This is a genomic window from Alkaliflexus imshenetskii DSM 15055, assembly GCF_000517065.1.
In the GTDB taxonomy this organism is placed as follows: Bacteria; Bacteroidota; Bacteroidia; order Bacteroidales; family Marinilabiliaceae; genus Alkaliflexus; species Alkaliflexus imshenetskii.
In genome coordinates, this window is the sequence record NZ_KI912105.1 from 2,679,476 (window position 1) to 2,680,335 (window position 860).

Annotated in this window: 1 tRNA gene and 2 other annotated features (2 of these 3 running past the window's edge); the gene reads left to right on the forward strand. The window is 42.1% G+C overall.

Annotated elements, in window-relative coordinates:
• Positions 1-167: a sequence feature (mutual gap in cmsearch alignment for this rRNA model is longer than 100), on the forward strand (it extends 1,117 nt beyond the left edge of the window).
• A 177-nt stretch (positions 168-344) separates the two neighbouring features.
• A tRNA-Ile gene (locus tag ALKIM_RS20410) sits at positions 345-418 on the forward strand.
• 408 nt (positions 419-826) lie between these two features.
• Positions 827-860: a sequence feature (23S ribosomal RNA rRNA prediction is too short), on the forward strand (it continues 234 nt past the right edge of the window).

Here is an 860-nt window from a genome sequence, read left to right on the forward strand (position 1 = left end):
CGCGGTGAATACGTTCCCGGGCCTTGTACACACCGCCCGTCAAGCCATGGGAGCCGGGGGTACCTGAAGTATGTAACCGCAAGGAGCGTCCTAGGGTAAAACTGGTGACTGGGGCTAAGTCGTAACAAGGTAGCCGTACCGGAAGGTGTGGCTGGAACACCTCCTTTCTGGAAGTGCTTTTCACGCAAGAGAAGTTTTCAAATAAAGAGAGGATAACCTGCTCAAAAGCCAAGTAACTTTGGCGGTATTGCATCATTTTTTATACCAACACTCATCCAAGGGAGCCACAAAAGACAGAGATTGAGGATATCAGACAACATCCTAACGTTTGGGTGAATCAAGACAGTCCTGTAGCTCAGTTGGTTAGAGCACTACACTGATAATGTAGGGGTCCGCAGTTCAAATCTGCGCAGGACTACATAAGTATTAAGTTCAGAGTTTATAGTTGAGAGTATTAAGTTCAAAGTTTATAGTTGAGAGTTTATAGTAACTATATATTTTGGCTGTATTGTGTAGGGATTAATATTGCAAAGGCAATGTTAAAAGAAAAAAGAAATAGATGATTATTTTATTAATGTATTGATAAAATATATCACGTTGCACAAAACATGTGCGAAACGTTCATTGACATATTGACCGAAATCGAAAAAGAAATAGACACGAAACGAACTATTAAAAGATTCTCGCGAGAGGATTTTTTAGGACGTAAGTAACGTGCGCAATGCGCGAGCATTGTGACCACAAACTACGTGGCAATAAGAAAGTAAATAAGGGCGTACGGAGGATGCCTAGGCTCTCAGAGGCGAAGAAAGACGTGATAAGCTGCGAAAAGCTGTGGGGAGGTGCAAATAACCGTTAAT